Annotated in this window: 16 protein-coding genes and 1 pseudogene; 6 read left to right on the top strand and 11 right to left on the bottom strand. The window is 62.5% G+C overall.

Annotated elements, in window-relative coordinates:
• Window positions 1–67: 67 nt before the first annotated feature.
• From NLY37_RS11925 to NLY37_RS11905, 5 genes and pseudogenes are all read left to right on the top strand, one after another.
• The gene (locus tag NLY37_RS11925; RefSeq protein WP_023710779.1) at window positions 68–892 is read left to right on the top strand and encodes a M50 family metallopeptidase; all 825 of its coding nucleotides are present in this window, start codon (window positions 68–70) and stop codon (window positions 890–892) included.
• Window positions 893–986: 94 nt separating this feature from the next.
• Complete coding sequence (locus NLY37_RS11920) at window positions 987–1,832, top strand: DUF1194 domain-containing protein (protein WP_023741592.1); 846 nt, start codon at window positions 987–989, stop codon at window positions 1,830–1,832.
• A gap of 99 nt (window positions 1,833–1,931) precedes the next feature.
• Window positions 1,932–2,881: pseudogene (locus NLY37_RS11915) on the top strand (ABC transporter substrate-binding protein).
• Window positions 2,882–2,972: 91 nt separating this feature from the next.
• A complete protein-coding gene (locus tag NLY37_RS11910; RefSeq protein ID WP_023741591.1) occupies window positions 2,973–3,746 on the top strand; it encodes an ABC transporter permease in 774 nt (257 codons plus the stop codon).
• On the top strand, window positions 3,743–4,528 hold the full coding sequence (locus NLY37_RS11905) for an ABC transporter ATP-binding protein (protein WP_023741590.1): 786 nt from the start codon (window positions 3,743–3,745) through the stop codon (window positions 4,526–4,528). Before NLY37_RS11910 ends, NLY37_RS11905 begins: the two co-directional genes overlap by 4 nt.
• A 1-nt stretch (window position 4,529) precedes the next feature.
• On the opposite strand, the gene NLY37_RS11900 is transcribed toward NLY37_RS11905, so the two are convergent.
• The 4 genes from NLY37_RS11900 to NLY37_RS11885 all read right to left on the bottom strand — a co-directional run bounded on the left by NLY37_RS11900 (window position 4,530) and on the right by NLY37_RS11885 (window position 6,681).
• Complete coding sequence (locus NLY37_RS11900; protein WP_023741589.1) at window positions 4,530–4,703, bottom strand: type II toxin -antitoxin system TacA 1-like antitoxin; 174 nt, start codon at window positions 4,701–4,703, stop codon at window positions 4,530–4,532.
• A 7-nt stretch (window positions 4,704–4,710) separates the two neighbouring features.
• Window positions 4,711–5,649 (bottom strand): GlxA family transcriptional regulator, encoded by a 939-nt coding sequence (locus tag NLY37_RS11895; protein ID WP_348524244.1) that lies wholly within the window; start codon window positions 5,647–5,649, stop codon window positions 4,711–4,713.
• Window positions 5,650–5,998: 349 nt separating this feature from the next.
• On the bottom strand, window positions 5,999–6,133 hold the full coding sequence (locus NLY37_RS11890) for a hypothetical protein (protein ID WP_023681787.1): 135 nt from the start codon (window positions 6,131–6,133) through the stop codon (window positions 5,999–6,001).
• Between the two features lie 362 nt (window positions 6,134–6,495).
• Window positions 6,496–6,681, bottom strand: a complete 186-nt coding sequence (locus NLY37_RS11885) for a hypothetical protein (protein ID WP_023700331.1) — start codon at window positions 6,679–6,681, stop codon at window positions 6,496–6,498.
• A 202-nt stretch (window positions 6,682–6,883) separates the two neighbouring features.
• Here NLY37_RS11885 and NLY37_RS11880 point away from each other — a divergent pair, with 202 nt between their 5' ends.
• Complete coding sequence (locus tag NLY37_RS11880) at window positions 6,884–7,783, top strand: LysR substrate-binding domain-containing protein (protein ID WP_023670389.1); 900 nt, start codon at window positions 6,884–6,886, stop codon at window positions 7,781–7,783.
• Window positions 7,784–7,908: 125 nt separating this feature from the next.
• On the opposite strand, the gene NLY37_RS11875 is transcribed toward NLY37_RS11880, so the two are convergent.
• The 7 genes from NLY37_RS11875 to NLY37_RS11845 form a co-directional block, all read right to left on the bottom strand.
• A complete protein-coding gene (locus NLY37_RS11875; protein ID WP_023741588.1) occupies window positions 7,909–8,874 on the bottom strand; it encodes an alpha/beta hydrolase in 966 nt (321 codons plus the stop codon).
• 250 nt (window positions 8,875–9,124) lie between these two features.
• A complete protein-coding gene (locus NLY37_RS11870) occupies window positions 9,125–9,292 on the bottom strand; it encodes a hypothetical protein (protein WP_023670392.1) in 168 nt (55 codons plus the stop codon).
• Window positions 9,293–9,478: 186 nt separating this feature from the next.
• Window positions 9,479–11,548 carry an ASKHA domain-containing protein gene (locus tag NLY37_RS11865; RefSeq protein WP_023741586.1) on the bottom strand — a complete coding sequence of 690 codons (2,070 nt, stop codon included), beginning with the start codon at window positions 11,546–11,548 and terminating at the stop codon, window positions 9,479–9,481.
• A gap of 380 nt (window positions 11,549–11,928) precedes the next feature.
• Window positions 11,929–12,909 (bottom strand): methyltetrahydrofolate cobalamin methyltransferase, encoded by a 981-nt coding sequence (locus tag NLY37_RS11860; protein WP_023741584.1) that lies wholly within the window; start codon window positions 12,907–12,909, stop codon window positions 11,929–11,931.
• Window positions 12,910–12,989: 80 nt separating this feature from the next.
• Entirely contained in the window at window positions 12,990–14,081 is a 1,092-nt protein-coding gene (locus NLY37_RS11855; protein WP_023741583.1) for a methylenetetrahydrofolate reductase, read from the bottom strand.
• Window positions 14,078–14,701, bottom strand: coding sequence for a methylenetetrahydrofolate reductase C-terminal domain-containing protein (locus tag NLY37_RS11850; RefSeq protein WP_023688112.1), 624 nt, complete (start codon window positions 14,699–14,701; stop codon window positions 14,078–14,080). The genes NLY37_RS11855 and NLY37_RS11850 overlap by 4 nt, the downstream gene beginning before the upstream one ends.
• On the bottom strand, window positions 14,694–14,996 hold the full coding sequence (locus NLY37_RS11845) for a virulence factor (RefSeq protein ID WP_023670397.1): 303 nt from the start codon (window positions 14,994–14,996) through the stop codon (window positions 14,694–14,696). The genes NLY37_RS11850 and NLY37_RS11845 overlap by 8 nt, the downstream gene beginning before the upstream one ends.
• Window positions 14,997–15,135: the final 139 nt, after the last annotated feature.

The raw sequence follows: 15,135 nt of genomic DNA, 5'->3' as shown, positions 1-15,135 counted from the left end.
TTGCCGGGCTTTTCTCTTTGTAAGCTGGCAATTCTCGCCTACCGTCGCTTCGGGCGGAGTGAAGCACTTGCGGCGATTTGGCTGGGACAGGAAGAGCGATGCGCTGGTGTTCAGCGTGAATGGGAACATCCCCGTTCTCGTCAGCTGGACCTTTGCCATCCCGGTTGTCCTGCCCTTTCTGCACGAGTGGTCGACGCGTCCCAAAACCGCGCTGATCCACACATCGATCTTTGCCGCACTGTTTTTCGTATCGGTGTTCCTGCACGAACTGGCGCACACATGGGTTGCCCACCGGCAAGGGATCGGCACCAACAGGATTGAGCTTTATCTGTTTGGCGGGGTTGCCTACTTCAAGCGCGGCGCCACGTCGTCCTATGGTTGGGCGTGGATTGCGTTTGCCGGACCCCTGACCAACATCCTGTTGGCGGCGTTTTTCGCTGCTTCCTATTATCTGATCGCCAAACCTTTGGCGCCTGTCGAATCGGACAGCTTGTTCAGTGCGCCGCCTCCAATGCCGATGACTTATCTTGCGTGGACGCTATGGATCGGCGCCATGTTGAATGGGGTACTCGCCGTCCTCAACATTCTACCGGCATACCCTCTGGATGGTGGGGTGATCGCGCGGCATCTGCTTGCGCGGCGCTTCGGCGAGGGGCGGGCGGCGCGTATCGTCGGGTTCTGCGGTGTCGTGCTGTCGGTATTGCGTTTCGCCGTGATCCTGCCCGCCGCGATAGCAGGCATCCTGTTGTGGCTGCCGCCATCATTCAAGCCGAACTGGAGGGCGCTTCGTGGCACCGGCAGAAAGAAGTCCCGTCCAAACCCGGAAGCAGCGAAGGCCGGAGCCGACGACGTGGAATGGCGCGGCAAAGGTGGGCGACCCATCAACAAATGAGGCCGAACCGCGCCGCCGTTTCGGGGTTAGATGTAGAAGCCCTCAGTCCCGGCTTTTTGCTTTGTCAGCAGCCGGTTTTCGCTTACCTTCGGGTATGTCTGCTTTTTCTTGCGCACGACATTTCCTTTCAGGCAGCGCCGCGCTGGCGCTGGTGCTCTGGCTTGTGCCGCCGGTTCAAGCCGCCGAGCCGGTCGACGTCGAGCTGGTGCTGGCCGTCGACGTGTCGCTGTCGATGTCGCCGGGCGAACTTGAAATCCAGCGTCACGGCTATGCTGCTGCGCTGACGCACGACAATGTTCTGCAGGCCATCGCCGACGGCGCCTACGGCAAGGTCGCCGTCACCTATGTCGAATGGGCGGGAGCGACCACGCAGCAGGTCGTCGTGCCGTGGACGGTGATCGCCAGCCGGGCCGATGCCGAGCGGGTGGCCGCGCAGCTTTCCGCCCATCCGCCGGCCAGCGCCCGGCGCACCTCGATTTCCGGCGCGCTGGAATTCGGCAGCGATCTGTTCGCCGAAAGCGGTTTTCAGGGGACAAAGCGCGTCATCGATATTTCAGGCGACGGCCCCAACAACCAGGGCGCGCCCGTCGACATCACCCGCGACGCGGTGGTCAAGCAAGGCATCATCATCAACGGCCTGCCGCTGATGACGCGCGGCGGGTTCGGCGGCGCCTATGACGTCAACAATCTCGACCGCTACTACAGCGACTGCGTCATCGGCGGTCCCGGATCCTTCATGATCCCGGTCAATGACTGGACGCAGTTTCCCGAAGCGATCCGCCGCAAGCTGGTGCTGGAGCTGGCCGGCGCCGCTTCGCCGCAACGGGCGAGCGAGGAGGCCGGGCATCCGCTGGTGGTGCTGGCGCAGGACCGGCCGACCGACTGCCAGGTCGGCGAAAAGATGTGGCGCGACCGCAGCTGGATGTTCGATGCGCGTTAGCGTGCGCATCATCACGCTGCCGTGAAGGGCCGGCTTCATTGACAAGCCCATGGGCGTCTGTGACACAATTCGACATCCGAAAAAACAAGGGGAACCGACATGAACAAGACCATCGTCGCTGCCGCGGTATTGGCGCTTGCGGCTGCAATATCCGTGCCGGCCGAGGCTGCCACATCGGTCACCATCGGCATCAGCGGATGGACCGGCTTTGCGCCGCTGACGCTCGCCAAGCAGGCCGGCATCTTCGAGAAGCATGGCCTCGACGTGACCCTGAAGAAGGTGCCGCAGGCCAGCCGGCCGCTCGCCATCGCCAGCGGCGATCTGCAATGCGCCGCCACCACGGTCGAGACCTGGCTGGTGTGGAACGCCTCAGGGGTGACCACCAAGCAGATCTTCCAGCTCGACAAATCCTATGGCGCCGACGGCATTGTCGTGCGCAACGACATCAAGACCGTCGCCGACCTCAAGGGCAAGAATGTCGCGTCCTCGGCGCCGGGCACGTCGCCCTATTTCATGCTGGCCTGGGTGCTGAACAAGAACGGCCTGTCGACCAAGGATGTGACCGTCGTCAACCTGGAACCGGATGCGGCGGCGCAAGCCTTCCTCGCCGGCCAGAACGATGCGGCGGTCACCTATGAGCCGTTCATCTCGGGGGTGCGCGACAAGTCCGATCAGGGCCACATATTGGCGACCACGCTCGACTACCCGATGGTGCTCGACACGGTCGCTGCACGCCTGAATTCCTCACCGCCAATCCCGACGCCGCCAAGGCGCTGGCCGACAGCTATTTCGAAGCGCTCGACCTGATCAAGAGCGATCCGCAGAGATCCTACGAGATCATGGGCGCCGACGTGAAGCAGTCTGCGAAAGAATTCGAGGATTCGGCGAAATACCTGAAATGGGCCGACAAGGCGGAGAACAAGCAGTTCTTCACCAAGGAATTCCAGGACTTTTCCAAGACCGCCGGCGAGCTTCTGCTGCAGATGGGGTTGATCAAGGAAGCGCCAGATGTTGCAGCGCTTGCCGATACCAGCGCGGTGGCGAACTGATAGGCCTCGCCTTTGACCATTGTGCGGCGGCGCCTGGCGCCGTCGCTCTCTCCTGGACAAGTGATGATTTGACGATGCGGACGATCTGAAGATGCGCCCCTTGCATCCGGTGTCGCCGGGCATTCGAACCGTGCTTGGTATTTCCTTCTTCGTGCTGTTCGTCGCCTTCTGGGCGTGGATCACGCTTGGCGGCCACGTCAACCGCATCTTCCTCGCCGACCCGCTGTCGATGCTGCGGGATGGTTGGCGGCTGCTGGTCGAGGACCGCTTCTGGCTCGACATATTGATCACCATCTGGCGGGTCTTCGGCGGGTTCCTGCTGGCGTCGATCGTCGCCGTGCCGATCGGCATCGCCATGGGCGCCTGGAAGCCAATAGAGGCTTTTCTGGAGCCGTTGGTCTCCTTCGCCCGCTACCTCCCGGCTTCGGCCTTCATTCCGCTGCTCATCCTGTGGGCCGGCATTGGCGAGCTGGAAAAGCTGCTGGTCATCTTCGTCGGCTCGGTGTTCCAGATCATCCTGATCGTCGCGGTCAAGGTTGGCTCGACCCGGCGCGACCTGGTCGAGGCGGCCTATACGCTGGGCTCGACCAACAATGGCATCGTCAAACGGGTCATCATGCCGGCCAATGCGCCCGAGATTGCCGAGACGCTGCGGCTGGTGCTCGGCTGGGCCTGGACCTATGTTATCGTCGCCGAGCTGATCGGTTCGTCCTCAGGCATCGGCTACATGATCATCAACAGCCAGTCGCGGCTGGCGACAGGGCAGATCATCTTCGGCATCATCGTCATCGGGCTGATCGGACTGTTGTCCGACTTCGCCTTCAAGGCGTTCAATCGCTGGCTCTTTCCCTGGAGCCTGGCATGAGCAAGTTGCTTATCGAAGGCGTCTCGCGAACCTTCGCCGGCGTGCGCGGCGGGCAGCCGGTCAAGGCGCTGATGCCGGTCGACCTTGCGGTCGCGGCCAACGACTTCATCACCATTCTGGGGCCGTCCGGCTGCGGGAAGTCGACACTGCTCAGGATCGTTGCCGGCCTGGAAGCGCCGAGCGAAGGCCGTGTGCTGCTTGACGGCAAGGCGGTGACGCGGCCGGGACCGGATCGCGGCATGGTGTTCCAGTCCTACACGCTGTTTCCGTGGCTGACGGTGGCGCAGAATATCGCCTTCGGCCTGCGCGAACGTGGCATGGCCGAAAAGGAGCGAGACGGGATCGTCGCTTCCTATGTCGACCTCGTCGGGCTGAAGGGCTTCGAGAACCATTGGCCAAAGCAGCTGTCCGGCGGCATGCAGCAGCGCACGGCGATCGCCCGGGCGCTGGCCAACGACCCCGAAATCCTGTTGCTGGACGAGCCGTTCGGTGCGCTCGACAACCAGACGCGCGGACTGATGCAGGAGCTGCTGCTCGGCATCTGGGAGCGGCGCAAGAAGACAGTGCTGTTCGTCACCCACGACATCGAGGAGGCGATCTTCATGGCTTCGCGGGTGATCGTGATGAGCGCGCGGCCAGGCCGCATCAAGTCGGATGTCGCCATCGACCTGCCGCATCCACGCCACTACACGCTGAAGACCAGCCCGGAATTCTCGGCGCTCAAGGCGCGGCTGACCGAGGATATCCGCGTCGAGGCGATGCGAACGGCGCAGGCGCAGTGACCTAAGCTGGGTCGCCTACGGAAAAGATGCTCGGTTCGCTCAGCAATCGCTTCAAGCGTGGAAGGTCACGCGCAGGAGTTTCCAACGCCGCCATGAATGCTGCCCATTTTTCGACGTCGAGGCGGAAACTCTGCCGGTCGGCGAGTTCTTTGGAGAGTGCCGTTCGCGCGGTCATGTGACTCTCAAGCCGCCAGCAATTGCTTGCGGTCGACGCGCTCCTGCTGCGGCGAGCGGGCGTAGAGTTCGCGGTAACATTTGGAGAAATGCGAGGCCGAGACGAAGCCGCAGGCGACCGCCACCTCGACCACCGGCATCGACGACTGAATCAGCAGGTGCCGGGCGCGGTCGAGGCGGATTTCGAGGTAGTAGCGGGCAGGGGATCTGCCCATCTCGGTGCGGAACAGGCGCTCGATCTGGCGGCGCGACAGGTCGACATGGTCGGCGATCTCGATCAGCGACAGCGGTTCGGAGAGATTGCCTTCCATCAGTTCGATGATGGTCAGCACCTTGGAATTCTGCACGCCCAGGCGCGCGCGCAGCGGCAGGCGCTGGCGGTCGGTCGGGCTGCGCACGCGGTCGGTCAGCACCTGCTCGCACACGCGGTTGACCAGATTGTCGTCGAAATCGTCGCCGATCAGCTTGAGCATCATGTCGAGGGCGGCGGTGCCGCCGGCGCAGGTGTAGATGTTCTGGTCGATCTCGAAGAGGTCGGCAAAGACATTGGCCTTCGGAAAAGCCTCGGAAAAGCCCGGCAGGTTTTCCCAATGGATGGCGCAGCGCTTGTTGGAGAGCAGGCCAGCGGCGGCAAGGATATGCGCGCCGGTGCACAGGCCGCCGACGGCGACGCCTCTGTTGTATTCCTCGCGCAGCCAGGCGAAGGCAGACCTGTTCTGGTAGCGCTCGACATTCATGCCGCTGCAGACGATGGCCATGTTCGGCCGATCCGGTCCGGCCATCTTCTTGCGCTCTTCCTCGAGCGAGGTGTTGACGGCGCATTCGACGCCGTTGGAGGCGCGCACCGGCTTGCCGTCGATGCTCGCCAAGCGCCAGCGATAGGCCTCATAGCCGAGCATGCGGTTGGCCGAGCGCAGCGGGTCGAGCGCCGTCGCAAAGGCGATCATGGTGAAGTCCGGGACAAGGAAGAATACAAACGATCGCTTGATCGGATGCTTTACGGCGTTCAAGGGAACCTCACGCAGCCATGGCGCGAACAGGATGTCGCGAACAGCACAGCGACATCAGGAAAAACCATTCCTGTCAATTGGCTAGGGGGCTAAGCGGAAACTATATTTGCGACATGGGTCGCAAATGGGCAATCGTCCGGGATGACGGGCACGGGATGCCGCGGAATTGAGCATGGTGGCGGCGGCATAGGTGCCGAAAACGAGAAACGCCGCTTCGGTCAAACCGAAGCGGCGCTGTTATCGACTATCGGCAGCGGCAGGGAAGCGCTGAGCGCTAGCCGTTATCTCAGGCAACGAAACCGAGGCGCACCGCATTCATGGCGCCGGTCTGGCCGGGCATGGTGTTGGCAAGGCGCTGGCGCTCGAGAGCGGTCGTCAGGTTCATTTCGCGGCGGGCAAAGAGGCGGGCAAAAAGCTTCATCATCATCTCCTATCGGTTGCTCAGACGGGTCGCCTTCGCTTGATGGAGTGGGGCAGCTCGTTTGCTGGCGTTGATATAGGCCCGCGTGAGCAGAAACTAAATCGCAAATGCGAAGCGCTTGAATGGAAATGCGACATCGGTTGCGACATTATTGGGCATGGTGCCCAAAATTTACGATTACTTACAGCGTGTTACCGGCGACATTGAGGCGCCATGCAAGTGACGCATATGCGCCATGCAGCGGCGACACGGCTCTGAAAATCATTTGAATGCAAATAAGTTGGAGAAGCCTGCGGGGCAAATAGAGAAGGCCTGCCGGGCTGGTCTGCGCGGCAGGCCTTCAGCACATGGTACACAATGGTTTACTTTGCTCCAGCCCAGGATCCGACGCCGTGGCGTGCACCGGTCTTGGTGTCGGCAGCTTCAGGCCAGCCGATATCCTTCTGCAGTTCGATCGGCAGCGAGCGGATCGCACGTTCGGTCTGGAAGCGGGCGCGGGCCGCGCTGAACTCGGTCGCAAGCCGACCGATGGACGACAGGATAGACATTTCATTCTCCTTTGGTTGTGGCACGTCCCGCATGAACGCGTTCCGTCGCCTGGATATTCCGCATCGAGTGCAATTCCGCGTCAGGAGCGTTTGGGTCATGGCACGTCCTGCCTTCGATGGAGTTGACTATCCTCCCAATCTGATGTTCAATCAAACGAAATGGAATGATGCTTCACATCAGAAAAATTGAAGGTCGATCCCGATGAACGCCCCGCTCAATCATCCGCTGCCGCTGCTCGATCTCGACGTTTTGCGCACCTTCGTGGCCATTGCAGAGACCGGCAGTTTCACCACGGCGGCCAATGCGGTGTTCCGCACGCCGTCGGCGGTCTCCATGCAGATCAAGAAGCTCGAGGACATTCTCGGGCGCTCTGTTTTCGCGCGGGATGCGCGCTCGGTGACGCTGACCACGGATGGCGAGATGCTGCTCGGTTATGCCCGCCGGCTGTTGTCGATCAACCGCGAGGTGGTGTCGAAGTTCATCATCCCCGAGATCGTCGGCGTGGTGCGGCTCGGCTCGCCGGACGACTATGGCGAGCGCGTGTTGCCGCATGTGCTGAAGCGTTTCGCGCAGTCGCATCCGTCGATTGCCGTCGACGTCACCATCGACCAGAGCAGCAATCTGCGCCGCCGCATGGACGACCGGGCGCTCGACATCACGCTGCTGACCAATTCCTACAAGACCAGCGCACTCGGCGCCGAGGTGCTGCTCACCGAGCCGATCGTCTGGGCCGGCGCCAAGGGCGGCAGCGCGCATCTGCGCGAGCCTTTGCCGGTGTCGCTGTGGGAAGAGGGCTGCGCCTGGCGGGCCGGCGCGCTCGATGCGCTGAGCCGTGAAGGCCGCAATTACCGCATCGCCTATATGAGCGCCCACACGGCCGGCCAGCGCGCCGCCATCATGTCGGATCTCGCGGTTGCACCGTTGCCGAAGTCGTTCCTGGGCAACGACATGGTCGAGCTTTGCCCGAAGGACGGCATGCCCGATATCGGCACCTACAATCTGGCGATGGTGGTGTCGCCGGACGCCAGCGCGCCGGTCAAGGCCGTCGCCGACCATATCCGTGCGACCTTCGAGCTTTTCCGCGAAACCGGCAAGTTCTAGAGCGGTTCACCGTTTCACGGAAACGGCGAGCCGCTCTAACTCCTTGTTTTGACGCAATTCCCAAGGGAAAGCGCTACACGCATTTCCCGGGAAAACCGTTTTACACTTTTCCTGGAATTGCTCTGCTATTCCGCTGCTTGGGCGGGGCGCGCCGCGAGAGCGGGTCGCGCCGTGCGCCGCGCAGTTGCGCGCCGCTTGGTGGGCTCACCTTCAAGGAAGGCGACGATGCTGTCCCTGGCGCGACGCCCCTCCGGCATCTCGATCAGCGGCCAGACGTGGAACATGCCTTCCTCGTAGACGACCTGGACGTCGACGCCGGCAGCGCGCGCCTTTTTGGCTAAGATCAGATTGTCGGGGCTGAGCAGGTCGTGCGAGCCGGTCAGAAGCAGGGTCTGCGGCAGCACCGAGAGGTCGCCATAGAGCGGGCTGATGTGCCAGTCGCTGCGATCGATGCCGGCACTGTACATGCGGATCGCTTCCAGCCCGCCGGAAATGCCGAGCCACGGATCGTTGCGTTCCGCCTCGAACACTTCGGGGTTGGACAGTGACATGTCGAGGCCGGGTGAAATCAGCACGTGGCGCGACGGCAAGGGCAGGCCTTCCTCAGCCGCCATCATGGTCAGCACGACGGCCATGTTGCCGCCCGCGGAATCGCCCATGAAGACGATGTCTTCAGCGTCGGTCTCATCCAGCATCTGCCGGTAGACGTCGCCGACCATGCCGAACATGGCGTGGAAATCATGCTCCGGCGCGATGGGATAGATCGGCACGGTGATGCCGAAACCCAAGCGCTCGGCCATCTCGGCGATCAACCCCCAATGATAGGATGTGATCTGGAAGACATAGGCGCCGCCATGCATGTAGAGGATGCGCCTGCGTTCGCCCGCCTTCGGCGCGATCTCGTAGACGGGAAAGCCATCGACGCTGCGCTCGGTGATATCGAGCCGCTCCCGCAGCAATGCCGGGGGATGATGATCCTCGGTCTTGCGGGCATAGGCGATCCAGCGCTGCAGGTTTTCCGGGCTGGCAAATGCCTTCTTGCGGCTGTGCCGGAGGATGAAGGAAACGAGGTGGCTTTTGAAACTGGGCATTCGAATACACAAGCTCGGCAGCAGCCGACTAAGAGAATTCCCCACTATCTCGAAGATCGTACCTCCAGCCGAAATGTCAAGATTCTGGCCCAAGCCAACACGGTTGTTTGATCAGCCACGTCCGCGGCTCTGGGCAGCGCGGCTCAGCGCCGGGGCAGCAGCGCGGCGCGAAGCTTGATGTCGGTCGCAGCCGGGACCACGCGGCGGTCCCGGCGATTGGTCAGCAATTTGCACTTGTCGGCGAAGGTCATCAGCGGCCCGAGCCCAGGATCAGGCGCGACAGGTTGGTCTGGGCGTCGATGCGCGACGACACGGGCCAGCCGATGTCCTTCTGGATTTCGGGTGGCAGGTTGTTCATGGCGCGCACGGCCTGTGCATTCTTCATGGCCGCACGAAAACGGCCGAGGGTCTCGAACATCTCTATTCTCCTTTGGAGCGTTGTGGCGGCGGAATAGTCCGGTCCGCCATTCGATGTCCGTTAAATGCTTCACGTCTGTATCGGACGGATTGCGCCAAAACAGCGTTTCGGTTTCCAGATCGGTGCGATCTGGAAACATTTGCATACAAATGAAATTGGGCGAATTGGCGGCCTTCGTAAGGCGGCTTATTCCCGGCTGCGCCTGGCGGCATGGCCTTCGCGCGAACGCCGCCGCGGGGCGGAGTCGCCGGCGACGCCATCCTCGCTGACGGTCTTGCGTGGCGGCAATTTCACCGCCGCCGACAGTTTCGGGAACGGATCGACCTTGTTGGGAAGCGCCATGGCGTAGACGAAATGCTCCTGGAACTTCGGCTCCAGTGCGGTCTCGATCTTCTCGATGTGGCTGACGGTATCCTCGATTTCGCGGCGATAGCCGCGATTGAGCAGGGCCATGCGCGCACCGGCGCCGGCGGCGTTGCCGACGGCCGAGACCTTGTCGAGGTCGCAATCCGGGATCAGGCCGAGCACCATGGCGTATTTCGGATCGATGAACGAGCCGAAGGCGCCGGCGAAATGGATGCGGTCGACGTGTTCGGTGTTCTGCTTTTCCATCAGAAGCTTGGTGCCGGCATAGAGCGCCGCCTTGGCAAGCTGGATGGCGCGCACGTCGGTCTGCGTGATGGTGATCTTGGGTTCGCCTTCCTTCAAGACATAGGAGAAGGTGCGGCCATTGGCGGTGACGCGTGGCGAGCGGGCGGCCAGGGAGCCATCGACAACGCCATCCTCGGAGATGATGCCGGCGAGATACATCTCGGCCACGATCTCGATGATGCCCGAGCCGCAAATGCCGGTGACGCCGGTCGCCTGCACGCTGTCGAGGAAGCCCGGTTCATCGGACCACAGTTCCGAGCCGATGACGCGGTATTTCGGCTCCAGCGTATCGGGATCGATTCGCACGCGCTCGATGGCGCCGGGCGCGGCGCGCTGGCCGCCGGAGATTTCGGCGCCCTCGAAGGCCGGACCGGTCGGAGAAGAAGCAGCCACGACCCGCGCGCGGTTGCCGAGCACGATCTCGGCATTGGTGCCGACGTCGACGATCAGCATCATCTCGTCCTGGCGGTGCGGGCCTTCCGACAGCGTTACCGCCGCCGCATCGGCGCCGACATGGCCGGCAATACAGGGCAGCATATAGAGGCGGGCGCCCTGGTTGAGCTTCAGGCCGATGTCGGAGGCCTTGATGCGCACCGCGCCCGAGACGGCGAGCGCAAAGGGCGCGCCGCCGAGCTCGGTCGGATCGATGCCGAGAAACAGATGGTGCATGATCGGATTGCCGACAAAGACGCTGTCCAGGATGTCGTTGCGCTGGACATTGCCTTCGGCGCAAACCTTGTCGACCAAGCCCGAGATCGCCTCGCGCACGGCGACCGTCATGCCTTCGCGGCCGTCCGGGTTCATCATCACATAGGAGACGCGGCTCATCAGATCCTCGCCGAAGCGGATCTGCGGGTTCGACGTGCCCGACGAGGCGGCGACGCGGCCCGACAGCAACGACACCAGATGCATGGCGATGGTGGTCGAGCCGATGTCGCAGGCCAGCCCATAGGCTTCGTTCTTGAGGCCGGGCCAGAGTGCTATGACGCGGGCGATGTCGCTTTCGGCGTCCTTGTGGATGGCGGCGGTGGCGGTCCAATTACCCTTGCGCAAGATGCCCTGCACCTGCGGCATCAGGTAGAAGTCAAATTCGAGGTTTTTAAAGCCCCAATCCTTCATCAGCGCGATCTTGAGGCGGTCGAGATCGCCGAGCGGCTTGTGCATGTCGGGCTCTTCGATCTCGACATAGCACATGCGGATCGCTGAATCGCGGGCGATGACGCGGGTGTCGGCATCCTTGCGGATGGTCTGTGCATTGATGACCGTGTCCTGCGGCACGTCGATGACGAGGTCGCCGAGGATCTGCGCCGAGCAGGACAGGCGGCGCCGCTCGGGCAGGCCGCGGACGCGCTCGTAGCGCTCTTCCTTGGCGCCCTTGGGCGAGATGTGGTCGTTGGACGAGACGATCTTGTGCTTGGCGAAATTGCCTTCCTGCACCTCGATCTGGCAGCGCCCACAGGTGGCGCGGCCGCCGCAGACGCTTTCGACATAGACACCGAGCTGGCGCGCGGCGTCGAGCACCGGCGTGCCGACAGGAAACCGCCCGCGCTTGCCTGACGGCATGAACAGCACGAGCGGATCGGTAATGTTTGCAGGCGAGTTCATATTTTCATTACTCGACTAAGCCGGCACTGGGAAAAGATCTCACATATGCGAGGCTTGCCAGATAGGAAGCGATGAGCGGCAGCGGATACCATCGCAGCCAAAACATGGAGAAATTGTCCAGTCTTTGCCGGTCCAATGTCCTTGCGGGAATTGCCCCGAGCAGAAGTGGAAATGCGATCAGGACAAACATTAGCAAGGCAGTGGCGTAGATACACAGAACAAAATACCGGAGGTATTCATGACTCAGATAGCCGAAGGCATAGGACCCGGCCAAAAGCATAAATACGCTGCAAAAAGCCACTCGCAGAATTACCTGCCAGTTCGGCATTTCAGGCCTTGTGCGGTCTTGATCTGTCAAGAAAACCGTGTCCTGTCTCGCTCTATCCCCTGGCCATGCGGGCTTCACGGCCGCCGCGACGGCGACCGCCATTGCCATTGCCGCCGCCTTGGCCCGGAGCGTTAACCGCGGTGGGCGCTGCGACCGCCTGACCGCCTTCGGCCGGCTTGTAGTCCTTGTAGGTCCTGATCCAGTTGGTGCAGTTCTCGTCGGTGCCGTTGAGCACATTGGCGCCGCGCACGGCTTCCATTTCCTGCGGGCGCACCGGGTTCATGATCGCCGAGGTCATGCCGGCGCCGATCACCATCGGGATGAAGGCGGCGTTGATGCCGTGGCGGTGCGGCAGGCCGAACGAAATGTTGGACAGGCCGCAGGTGGTGTTGACCTTGAGCTCTTCGCGCAGACGGCGCAGCAACGCGAAGACCTGGCGGCCGGCATCGCCCAGCGCGCCGATCGGCATCACCAGCGGGTCGACGACGACGTCATGCGCGGGAATGCCGAAATCGGCGCAGCGCTGCACGATCTTCTTGGCGACGGCAAAGCGCACATCCGGATCCATCGAAATGCCGGTCTCGTCGTTGGAGATGGCGACGACTGGAACGTTGTACTTCTTGACCAGCGGCAGGATGGCTTCGAGCTTTTCCTCTTCGCCGGTCACGGAGTTGACCAGCGGCCGGCCCTTGGCGACCTTGAGCGCTGCCTCGATGGCGGCGGTCACCGACGAGTCGATCGACAGCGGCAGGTCGACCAGGCCCTGGACGATCTCCAGCGTCTGCACCAGCAGGCCGGGTTCGGTTTCGTTCGGATTAACGGAGGTGACGCCGGCATTGACGTCGAGCATGGTGGCGCCGCAGGCGGCCTGTTCCAGCGCATCCTTGATGACGGTCTCGAAATTGCCGGCGATCATCTCGGCGGCCAGCTTCTTGCGGCCGGTCGGGTTGATGCGCTCGCCGATGACGCAGAAAGGCTGGTCGAAGCCGATGATGATCTCTCGTGTCGCCGAGGCGACGATGGTCCGGGTCATGAAGTCTCTCCGCCTGATATAAAGATTTCTTTATATCGTTGTCTGGTTTCATTCAAGCAAATGGCTGGCCGTCCGCGCCGTCAGTGCGCGGTCTTCACCATATCCACCTGCCTTTCGGTAATGTCGTCGTGCAGTATGCTCTCGAGCCGGTCGGCGACCATCTGATCGTCGTGGCGGATCTCACGTTTCCATGGCTGGCGGCCTTTCAGCACACCCGATTCATCGACGATCTCGGCGACATATTCCTCCTGGCGATAGGCCATCACATGGATGCCGGAGACACCAGGAATTTCCTTCACCTCGTTGATGATGTCGGTGCAGAGCTGCTTGCCTTCCTTCTTCTGGTCCTGGGCGCCTTCCAGCCGCTTGATGATGGCATCGGGAATATGGATCCCGGGCACGTTGGAGCGGATCCATTTGGCCGTCTTGGCCGAAGCCAGCGGGCCGACGCCGCACAGGATGAAAACTTTTTCCGTATGCCCCAAGTCCCGCGCCCTCTGCATGAAGGTTCTGAACATCGGCACGTCGAAGCAATACTGCGTCTGCACGAACTGCGCGCCGGCGGCGATCTTTTTGCCGAGATGGATCGGGCGGAAATCGAAGGGTGGCGCGAAGGGGTTGACGGCGGCGCCGAGGAAAATTTGCGGCGGCGTCGTCAACTTGCGGCCGGACAGAAACTTGCCGTTGTCGCGCATGATGCGGCAGGTTTCCAGCAACGACATGGAATCGAGGTCGAAGACAGGCTTGGCGCCGGGCTGGTCGCCGGCCTGGACGCCGTCGCCGGTGAGGCACAGCATGTTGGCGACCCCCATGGCGGCACCGCCCAGCACGTCGCCCTGGATGGCGATGCGGTTCCTGTCGCGGCAGGCGATCTGCATGATCGGCGCGTAGCCCATGCGGGTGAGCAGCGCGCAAATGCCGACCGACGACATGTGGCAGTTGGCGCCGGAGGCATCGACGGCATTGATGGCGTCGACCCAGCCGTCGAAGATTTTCGCGCGGTTATAGACGTCTTCGGGATCGGCGCTGTCGGGCGGGTTGAGCTCGGTGGTGACCGCGAATTCGCCGCGCCGCAGCACACGCTCCAGCCGGCCACGCGAGGAGTGGCCGGGCAGCGGATCGAGCGGCAGATGGATGCCGGCCGGGTTTTCATCGCGCTGGCGGCCGATCACGCGGCCGCTCCAGTGTTGGCTTTGGCCGCTGCTTCACGGGCCGCTGCCGACTGGGCCGTCACCCGCAGCCAGGCCGAGGTTTCGCGCAGCGACTGGTCGACCGGCTTCTGCACGGTCAGGATCCTGTCGCCATGCTCCATGTTCCGCGAGCCTTCCCAGGCCTTAACCCAGACGCAAGGCATATCGGGCTCGACCTCGCAATTGCCGTTGGCGCGCACACCGCCGCAAGGGCCGTTGCGCAGCTGCTTGGGGCAGTTCATCGGGCACGACATGCCGGTCGAGGACAGGATGCACTGGCCGCACATGCGGCAGTCGAACATGAAGCCCTTGACGCGCCTTTCGACAAACTTGATCGGCGCCTCGACGCGCCCATAGCCGAGGCCTTTCCAAAGCGGATGAAGAAGCAGGAACATGTCGGCGAACCTGGAGTAGAACCATTCGAGCAATCGCGAGTGCCGGATGGACCACAGCCTGATGGCAAACGACCGCTGCACGCGCCGCTGCGGCGACACGTCGGCCGGCTTGTAGTCGGATTTCGGCGCTGCTTTCTTGACCTGAGTGGCCTGGGTAACCGGCTGGGTAACCCTTGGCCCCTCTTTGGCAGGAGTGGTTTCAGACATTTTCTTTCCCGCCCGCCTTGACCAGAGCGACCAGCCGCTCGCGGTCGTATTTCGCGTCGATGTCGCTGAATGCCTTCTCGACCTCGGCTTCGAGGTCGTCGCCGACCGGGATTGGATCGGCCTTGCGCCATTCGGCGAGGTAATCGTCGGTGCCGCCGGCGCCGGTGCGCATGGCGCACATATCGATCGCCTCGGTGAAGCGCAGCGGCAGTTCGCGCTTGGCGTTCTGCCGGCCCTTCTTGACGATGACCTGGGCGGGGATGTCGCGCCAATAGACGACAATCAGATCGGCCATGAATTCTCTCACTCCCTGTAGAGCGCCGTGCGTCCATGAGGGAAACGACGTTCCACCACTTTATCCAGCTGGTGTGAGCATTGCCGGATGCGCAGTGGGGCTGCTTGTTATGGGACGACGCGCGCGCATTCAAAAGCGA

It is taken from the genome of Mesorhizobium sp. C395A (assembly GCF_030323205.1).
Lineage (GTDB): Bacteria > Pseudomonadota > Alphaproteobacteria > Rhizobiales > Rhizobiaceae > Mesorhizobium.
Note: the sequence above shows the minus strand (reverse complement) of the source record. Positions and strands in the feature narration are given on the sequence as shown.